The 8,626-nt window shown below is 72.5% G+C and carries 8 protein-coding genes; 7 read left to right on the forward strand and 1 reads right to left on the reverse strand.

Features of this window, described 5'->3' with window-relative positions:
• The 7 genes from H5J29_RS12420 to H5J29_RS12450 all read left to right on the forward strand — a co-directional run.
• Positions 1-408: alpha/beta hydrolase (locus H5J29_RS12420; RefSeq protein ID WP_220187316.1), on the forward strand; the 408-nt coding region annotated here is incomplete at its 5' end.
• 25 nt (positions 409-433) lie between these two features.
• Positions 434-1,777, forward strand: coding sequence for an LLM class flavin-dependent oxidoreductase (locus H5J29_RS12425; RefSeq protein ID WP_181781091.1), 1,344 nt, complete (start codon positions 434-436; stop codon positions 1,775-1,777).
• A complete protein-coding gene (locus H5J29_RS12430; RefSeq protein WP_220187317.1) occupies positions 1,774-2,814 on the forward strand; it encodes an LLM class flavin-dependent oxidoreductase in 1,041 nt (346 codons plus the stop codon). Before H5J29_RS12425 ends, H5J29_RS12430 begins: the two co-directional genes overlap by 4 nt.
• Positions 2,811-4,364 (forward strand): ABC transporter substrate-binding protein, encoded by a 1,554-nt coding sequence (locus H5J29_RS12435; protein ID WP_181781092.1) that lies wholly within the window; start codon positions 2,811-2,813, stop codon positions 4,362-4,364. Before H5J29_RS12430 ends, H5J29_RS12435 begins: the two co-directional genes overlap by 4 nt.
• 116 nt (positions 4,365-4,480) lie before the next feature.
• Positions 4,481-5,959 (forward strand): aldehyde dehydrogenase family protein, encoded by a 1,479-nt coding sequence (locus tag H5J29_RS12440; protein ID WP_181781093.1) that lies wholly within the window; start codon positions 4,481-4,483, stop codon positions 5,957-5,959.
• Between the two features lie 98 nt (positions 5,960-6,057).
• A complete protein-coding gene (locus H5J29_RS12445; RefSeq protein ID WP_181781094.1) occupies positions 6,058-7,839 on the forward strand; it encodes a 3-hydroxyacyl-CoA dehydrogenase family protein in 1,782 nt (593 codons plus the stop codon).
• Positions 7,840-7,938: 99 nt separating this feature from the next.
• A complete protein-coding gene (locus H5J29_RS12450; RefSeq protein WP_376768523.1) occupies positions 7,939-8,175 on the forward strand; it encodes an Rv1322 family protein in 237 nt (78 codons plus the stop codon).
• Positions 8,176-8,443: 268 nt separating this feature from the next.
• On the opposite strand, the gene H5J29_RS34305 is transcribed toward H5J29_RS12450, so the two are convergent.
• Positions 8,444-8,626 (reverse strand): hypothetical protein (locus H5J29_RS34305; protein ID WP_220187318.1); only part of this gene is annotated, 183 nt, incomplete at its 5' end.

The following is an 8,626-nucleotide window of genomic DNA, read 5'->3' on the forward strand; positions in this document are numbered from 1 at the left end:
AGCTGGCGGGAGGAGCTGGACGCGCGGACCGCCTGCCCGGTGCACCTCGGCGTCCTCGACGGGAACGTCCGGCGGGGCGCACTCGCCGAGCCCGTGCCGTCGGGATGGGACCCGGTGGCTGTGCCGGAGCGGATCGGGGTCCCGGTGCTGGGGCTGCACGGCACGGCCGACCCGCTCGTCCCCGTGGGCGCCGTGCGGGACTGGTACGCCCGACTCGGCGAGGCCGAGCTCGTGTCCCTCGTCGGCGGCCGCCACGACGCCCTCAACGACCAGAGCCACCGCACGGCCGCCGCGACCATCGTGCTGTTCCTGGAGCGGCTGCGCGCGGGGCTGCCGGAGATCGCCCACGTCGAGCTGGTCAGAGACCGGACGCAGGCCCAGAACCAGGCCCGACCGGTCCCGGCCTGAGCGACGACGACCACGGAGGAATCGGATGAGCCGCAGGATCCACCTGGCCCTGCACCCCTACGGGGTGGGCGGTCCCGGGCAGCACGGGTTGTGGAAGGACCCGAGCGTGGCCAAGGACGCCAGCATCGACATCGACTACTACATCCGGCTGGCGAAGACCGCCGAGAGCGCGTTGTTCGACGCGCTCTTCATCGTCGACAGCCAGTTCATCAACGCGACCTACCCGGCGCACTACCTCAACCGGCTCGAGCCGCTGACCCTGCTCTCGGCGGTCGCCACGCACACCACGCACCTCGGCCTGGTCGGCACCCTGAGCTCGACGTACAACTCGCCGTTCAACCTGGCCCGGCGGTTCGCCTCGCTCGACCACATCAGCCGCGGCCGGGCCGGATGGAACGTCGTCACCAGCTTCGACACCGGCACCAGCCGCAACTACGGGCTCGACGAGCACCTCGACTACCCGACCCGCTACGGGCGGGCGCTGGAGTCGGTGCAGGTCGTGCAGGGCCTGTGGGACTCCTACGAGGACGACGCGTTCCCCGCGGACGTCGAGCGCGGGGTGTTCGTCGACCCCGACAAGCTGCACGCGCTCAACCACGTCGGCGAGCACTTCCGGGTCGCGGGGCCGCTCAACCTCTCGCGCTCGCCGCAGGGCAGGCCGGTGATCTTCCAGGCCGGCGTGTCGGAGGAGGGCCGGACGCTCGCGGCGCAGGTGGCGGAGGGCATCTTCGCCCCCGGCGGCACGTTCGACGAGTCCCGCGCCTACTACGCCGACATCAAGCGGCGCATCGCCGCGGCGGGCCGGGAGCCGGACCACGTCACGGTCCTGATCAACGGATCACCGGTCGTCCGGGCCACGGACGAGGCGGCCCGGCGGCGGGCCCGGGAGATCGATGAGGAAGACCGCGACTTCGACCGCAGCCTCGCCCTGCTGGGCCGGGCGTTCGGCGCCCACGACTTCAGCCGCTACGACCTCGACGCGCCCTTCCCGGACGTCGCCCACCTCGCGGCGAACGGCGGACGGACCGGGGCCGCGGCGATCATCGCGCGGGCCGAGGGCGAGGGACTCACGCTGCGCCAGGTCGCCGAGGCGTTCGCCGAACGCCCGGAGCCCCCGTTCCTCGGGTCGCCCGCGACCGTGGCCGACAGCATCGTGCGCTGGTTCGAGGCGGGCGCGTTCGACGGCATCAACCTGGCGTTCCGCAACGACGAGGACCTGGCGTGGTTCGTCGACGCCGTGGTTCCGGAGCTGCAGCGGCGCGGGCTGTTCCGCACGGCGTACGAGTCGGACACGCTGCGGGGCAACCTCGGCCTGCCGTTCCCGGAGAACCGCCACACCCGCGCCCGCACCCTGGTGGACGCCCGGTGACCGGCGTGGACGGTGCCGCCCCGCGGTTCCGGCTGGGCTTCCTCACCCACGTGCAGGGGCGCGACGGGGCGGCGCAGGCCTACCGCAACGCGCAGGAGCTCTTCGTCGTGGCCGACGAGCTGGGCTTCGACGTCGGCTGGGTGGCCCAGCACCACGTCTCCGCCGGGGGCGGGGGCCTGTCCTCGCCGTGGCCCTTCCTGGCGCACGCGGCCGCCCGCACCACGCGGATCAGGCTGGCCACCGCCGTCACGATCCTGCCCTTGGAGGACCCGATCCGGCTGGCCGAGGACGTGTCGGTCGTCGACACGCTCAGCGGCGGACGGGTCGAGATCGGGGTCGGCAGCGGGTACAACGACGTCGAGTACGCGGCCTTCGGGCGCGACGTCGCCCGGAAGCGGGAGCTGACCACCGCGAACCTCGCGGTCCTGCGCGCGGCGCTGGCGAACGAGGAGGTCGGCGCCGCCGGCTTCACCGTGCAGCCGCCCGCCGCGGACTTCTCCGACCGCATCTGGCAGGGCGTGTTCAGCGGCCCCGGCGCCGAGTTCGCGGCGGCGGGCGGCTCGCAGCTGCTGCTCAACCGCGCCACCTACGGCTACGACGCCCCGACGGACGAGGTGCAGCGGCCCTGGGCCGACGCCTACCTGGCCGCCTGGAAGGGGCCGCGGGCACCTCGCATCGGGCTGTCCCGGTTCGTCTACCCCGCCGCGGACCGGCGCACCGCCCTCGCCCAGATCGGTGACGACGTGCTCCGCGCGGCACAGCGCTTCGGCGCGCACGGGGGCTTCCCCGCCGGGCTCGGCGTCGACGAGGCGCTCCGGCGGTTCCACTCCTTCTACGGACACCCGGACGAGATCGTCGCCGAGCTCCAGCGCGAGCGGGTGCTGCCGGTCGCGACCGACCTGATCACCCAGTTCAACCCGGCGGTACCGGACCAGGACGCCGCGATCCGGGCGCTGGAGCTGATCGCCACCGAGGTCGCCCCGGCGCTCGGCTGGCGACCCGCGCACCGCGTCCCTTCCCTCATCGGAGAGTCATGAGATTCCTCAGCAGGCGGTCCAGGGCCGCCGTGGTGGCCGCCCTGACAGCGGTGGTCGGGCTGGTCCTCGCCGGCTGCGGAGGGTCCTCCTCCGGCGGGGCCGCGGCGGACTCCACGATCAAGTGGGGGACCAAGCAGATCCAGGCGAACTGGGACCCGATCGTCACGGGGTCGACCTCCGCGACGATCCTGCTGACCCCGATCTACGAGTCGCTGTTCACGATCGACGGGGAGCGCCACGTCGTGCCCGCACTCGCGTCGGGCTACGAGTACAACGCCACCGGCGACCAGATCACGATCACGCTGAAGCCGGGCCTGACCTTCCAGGACGGCTCCCCGGTGGACGCGGAGGCGGTGAAGTTCAACATCGAGCGGATCAAGACGCAGGAGAACTCGGCGCTGAAGGGGTCGTACAACAACGTCAAGACCGCGACTGTCGTCGACCCGCTCATCGTCCGGCTCGACCTCGGCCAGCAGGACTACCAGATCCCCTACCTGCTGGCGGTGCGCGGCGGCATGCTGCCGAGCAGGACGGCGGCGGCGGACCCCGGCCGGTTGAACACGGCGGCGCCGGTGGGCGCGGGGCCGTTCAAGGTGGCCTCGCTCGACCCGGAGTCGAAGATCGTCCTGGAGAAGTGGGACGGCTACTGGGACGCGGCGAACATCAAGGTGAACCGGATCGAGATCAACTTCGGGATCGACGCGTCGACGCTGGTGGCGGGCCTGCAGTCCGGGGTCTACAACTGGGCGCAGCTGGACCCGCAGCAGGCGGGGGAGGCGGAGGAGGCCGGGTTCGACGTCCTGGCGGGCACCGACCGGCAGTGGAGCTCGAGCTTCCTGAGCCTCAACGTGAACAAGGCGCCGTTCACCGACCCCGCGGTGCGTGAGGCCGTCCGGTACGCGGTCAACCCCGACGAGTTCGCCACCAAGCTGGGCTTCGGCCTGGCCTCGCCCGCGCACCAGCCGTTCCCCGAGGGGCACCCGGCCTACGTCTCGGGCCTGGACGGCGAGTACTCCTACGACCCGGCGAAGGCCCGGGACATCCTGGCGAAGGCGGGGTACGCCGACGGCGCCGTGACCTTCGACCTCAACGGCATCGCCGGGAACTTCGACCAGGCGGCCGAGGTGCTGCAGGGCCAGCTCAAGGCCGTCGGGATCACGGCGAACATCACGCTTCTCGACCAGGCCAACTGGGGCAAGGGCTACTACGGCAAGCAGTTCGCCGCGTCCCTGTTCGGCTACGTCGGGCGGGACTCGCACGTGCAGGCGCTCACCGAGCACTACGACGCGGGCGGCGTGCTGAACCTCAGCTCCCCCTACACCTCGCCGCAGTTCCAGGAGGCGCTCAAGGTCGTGCGGGCCACCCCGATCGACGCGCCGGACTACCAGGCGAAGCTGCAGGCGGCGGCGCAGGCGGGGTACGAGAACGGCTCGACGGTCTCGCTCTACACGACCCCGAGCGTGGTGGCGAAGGACAAGTCGATCTCCGACCCGCCCGCGATCGACGGCTACCAGAGCTGGAAGGGCGTTCAGATCACCCCGACGGACTGACCGGGTGGCCGCTCGCGACCCACAGCCTCACCGGGTCGCGAGCCTCACCGGGTCGCGAGCCCCAGCGGGCCGCGCGCGGCCCGCGCGGGCCGGGGGTCCGCGCCTAGGCTCGGGGGATGACCAGCAGCCCCGTCGTCAGTGCCGTCGGCGAGACCACCTTCGACTCCCTCGACCCGCGGACGGGCGAGGTGGTCGGGAGCCATCCCGTGCACTCCGAGGCCGACGTGCGGGCCGCCGTGGGGCGGGCGGAGGAGGCGGCGCGGTGGTGGCGGGGGCTCGGGTTCGCCGGTCGGCGGACCCGGCTGCTGGACTGGAAGAAGGTGCTGGTCAACCGGTTGGACGAGGTCGCCGAGGTGATCGCCGCCGAGACCGGCAAGCCGCTCGACGACGCCCGCCTCGAGCTGGTCCTCGCCGTCGACCACCTCGACTGGGCCGCCAAGCACGCCGAGAGGACCCTCGGACGTCGGAAGGTCGCGTCGGGGATGCTCGGCGCCAACCAGGCGGCGACGCTGCGGTACGCGCCGCTCGGCGTCGTCGGGGTGATCGGGCCCTGGAACTACCCCGTGTTCACGCCGATGGGGTCGATCTCCTACGCGCTGGCCGCGGGCAACGCCGTGGTGTTCAAGCCGAGTGAGCTGACCCCCGGCGTCGGAGCGGTCCTCGCCTCGACGCTGCGGGACGCCGTCCCCGAGCGGGACCTGGTCGAGGTCGTGACCGGGTTCGGCGAGACGGGGGCGGCGCTGTGCCGCGCGGGCGTCGGGAAGATCGCGTTCACCGGCTCCACCGGGACGGGCAGGCGGGTGATGGCCGCGTGCGCCGAGACCCTGACTCCGGTGCTGATCGAGTGCGGCGGCAAGGACGCGCTGATCGTCGACGCCTCGGCCGACCTCGAGGCCGCCGCCGACGCCGCGGTCTGGGGCGGGATGGCGAACGCGGGGCAGACGTGTGTGGGCGTGGAGCGCGTCTACGTCGTGGAGTCGGTGGCCGACGAGTTCACCGCGCAGGTGGTCGCGAAGGCCCGCGGGCTCACGGCGGGCACGGACTTCGGGCCGATGACGATGGCGTCGCAGAGCGAGATCGTGCGCAGGCACGTCGCGGACGCGGTGGCGCGCGGCGGGCGCGCGGTCGTCGGCGGGCAGGAGTCGATCAGGGGATCGGTGGTGGAGCCGGTCGTGCTCCTGGACGTCCCGGAGGACTCGTCGGCGGTGACCGAGGAGACGTTCGGGCCGGTGATCGTCGTCAACCGGGTGCCCGACGCGGCGGAGGCGGTCCGGCGGGCCAACGCGACCGGGTACGGGCTGGGTGCGTCCGTCTTCTCGAAGGACGGGGAGCAGCTCGCCGAGTCGCTGCGCTGCGGGATGGTCAGCGTCAACGGCGTGATCTCGTTCGCGGGCATCCCGGCGCTGCCGTTCGGGGGTGTGGGGGACTCGGGGTTCGGACGGATCCACGGCGAGGACGGGCTGCGCGAGTTCACCCGAGCCCAGGCCGTCGCGCGGCAGCGGTTCGCCCTCCCCGTGCCGGTCACGAGCTTCCGCCGCACCGCGGCGAACATGCGCACGATGGTGGGGCTGGTCAAGGCACGTCACGGCCGGTAGACCCCTTCCTTCGGAGGGGTGTTCCCGACCTCATGCGTGGGTTACCACGCAGGCCCGGATGAGAGACTGTTCGGAGTCTGCAACGAGGAGGTTTCGGCGTGGCACGCGAGTTCCGGACGGTCGGTGTGGTCGGCCTGGGCACCATGGGTGCGGGCATCGTGGAGGTGTTCGCTCGCAACGGCCTCGACGTGATCGCCGCCGAGGTGAACGCGGACGCCGTGGAGCGCGGGAAGGCGCACCTGGAGACCTCCACGAAGCGCGCGATCGAGCGCGGCAAGATGACCGACGAGCAGGCCGCCGAGCTGCTCGGCCGGATCACCACCACGACCTCGCTCGCCGACCTGGCGCCCTGCGACCTCGTCGTCGAGGCCGTCCCGGAGTCCCTGGACCTCAAGGCGAGCGTGTTCGCCGAGGTGGACAAGCACGTCGGACCGGAGACGATCCTGGCGTCGAACACGTCGTCGCTGTCGGTGACCGAGCTGTCGGTGCGCACCGCGCGCCCGGGCAAGGTCGTCGGGATGCACTTCTTCAACCCGGCGCCGGTGCAGAAGCTGGTCGAGCTGGTGCGGACCGTCGTCACCGAGGCGGACGTCATCGAGGACCTCAAGGACTTCGCCGCCACGCTGGACAAGGTGCCGGTCGTGATCGGCGACCGCGCGGGCTTCATCGCGAACGCGCTGCTCTTCGGGTACCTCAACCACGCGGCGCGGATGTACGAGTCGCGCTACGCCTCGCGCGAGGACCTCGACGCCGCCATGCGCTACGGCTGCGGCTACCCGATGGGCCCGCTGTCGCTGCTGGACCTCATCGGCCTCGACACCGCGTACGAGATCCTCGAGACGATGTACGCGCAGTCGCGCAACCTCATGCACGCGCCGGCTCCGGTGTTCAAGCAGATGATCACCGCCGGGCTGCTGGGCCGGAAGAGCGGCCGCGGCTTCTACACCTACGAGAAGGCACACAGCTCCAAGGTCGTGCCCGACGCGGAGACCCCCGGCTCGGTCGTCCCCGAGGACGTCTCGGTGCGCGAGGTCCAGCGCGTCGGCGTGGTCGGCACGGGCACCATGGCCAGCGGGATCGTGCAGGTCTTCGCCCAGTCCGGGTTCGACGTCGTGGTGCGCGGCCGCAGCGACTCGAAGGTCGCGGCGTCGATCGCCGGGATCCGCAAGGCGCTCGAGAAGGCCGTGGTGCGCGGCAAGCTCGCCGAGTCCGACCGGGACGCCACGCTGGGCCGGATCACCGGCACGACGTCGCTCGAGGACTTCGCCGACGCCGACCTCGTCGTCGAGGCGATCGCCGAGGAGCTCGAGGTCAAGCGGGCCGTGTTCGGCGCGCTGGACGACATCTGCAAGCCGGGCGCGATCCTCGCGACCACCACGTCGTCGCTGCCGGTCGTGGAGTGCGCCGCCGCCACCACGCGGCCCGGCGACGTGATCGGCCTGCACTTCTTCAACCCGGCGCCGGTCATGAAGCTCGTCGAGGTCGTCTCCACGATCGGCACGGCGCCCGATGTCGCGGCCACCGCGCTGGACCTGTGCCAGAAGATCAAGAAGGTGCCGGTCTCCTGCGGCGACCGGGCCGGTTTCATCGTCAACGCGCTGCTGTTCCCCTACCTGAACGACGCCGTGAAGATGCTGGAGGCGCACTACGCCACGGCCGACGACATCGACGCCGCCATGAAGACGGGCTGTGCGCTGCCGATGGGCCCGTTCGAGCTGCTCGACGTGGTGGGTCTGGACGTGTCGCTCGCGATCGAGCGGTCGCTCTACCAGGAGTTCCGCGAGTCCGGGTTCTCCCCGGCGCCGCTGCTCGAGCACCTGGTGACCGCGGGCCGCCTCGGCCGCAAGACCGGCCAGGGCTTCCGGGACTACACCCGGTAGCGAGTCCTCATGGCACGCGGGCGCCGACCCCGCCCCCCACGCAACAACGCCGAGAGGGGGCGGGGTCGTCCCGCGTCCGCACCCCTGTCCTCCGGGATCGTGACGCGCTCCGAGGAGGGGCCCGACGGCGAGTGGGCGGTCCGCCACGTCCCCGGCGGCTCGTCGGTGAAGGACTACCGCTGCCCCGGCTGCGACCAGACGATCCCGGCGGGCGTGGGACACGTGGTGACCTGGCCCGCGGGGGAGTACGGCACGGTGGAGGAGCGCCGCCACTGGCACCTGCCGTGCTGGAACGCCCGGGGCCGCCGACGCCCGGGCATCCGCCGCCCCCGCTGAGCCGTCGCGCGAGCGGCCGGCCTTTGCACGTTTCGTGCTCTCAGCGCGGCAAGATCGGTGGTTGCGTGCTCTCAGCGCGGTGGGGACAGCGCTGAGAGCACGAAACGTGCGCTCACACCCGTGCGCTCACACCCGTGCGCTCACACCCGTGCGCTCACGACCCGCGCACCCACCGACACCCCGCGATCGCTCCGAGGGTGACAGCACCGCCCGGATGCGCCCGCCTGCCACGAGAACGATCACGAGCGGCCCGTCGCCGCGGAGCGGATCAGGCCCGGGCTCGGGCGGCGGCGCGGCGTTCCGGGCTGGGGCGCGGGCGGCGCGGGGCGACCTGCTCCGGGACGGCAGGCTGCTCGTCCGCGGCAGGACCTTCCGCCGACGCGGCCGGGCGCTCACCCGCTGCGGGCACCTCCGCGGAGACGCCCGGGCGCTCGCTCGCGACAGACCCCTC

Origin of the sequence: Pseudonocardia pini, from assembly GCF_013870575.1 — a bacterium.
In the GTDB taxonomy this organism is placed as follows: domain Bacteria; phylum Actinomycetota; class Actinomycetes; order Mycobacteriales; family Pseudonocardiaceae; genus Pseudonocardia; species Pseudonocardia pini.

Coding starts and splice junctions, on each gene's coding strand:
- H5J29_RS12425 (WP_181781091.1), top strand. CDS start 434: ATGAGCCGCAGGATCCACCTGGCCCTGCACCCCTACGGGGTGGGCGGT.
- H5J29_RS12435 (WP_181781092.1), top strand. CDS start 2,811: ATGAGATTCCTCAGCAGGCGGTCCAGGGCCGCCGTGGTGGCCGCCCTG.
- H5J29_RS12440 (WP_181781093.1), top strand. CDS start 4,481: ATGACCAGCAGCCCCGTCGTCAGTGCCGTCGGCGAGACCACCTTCGAC.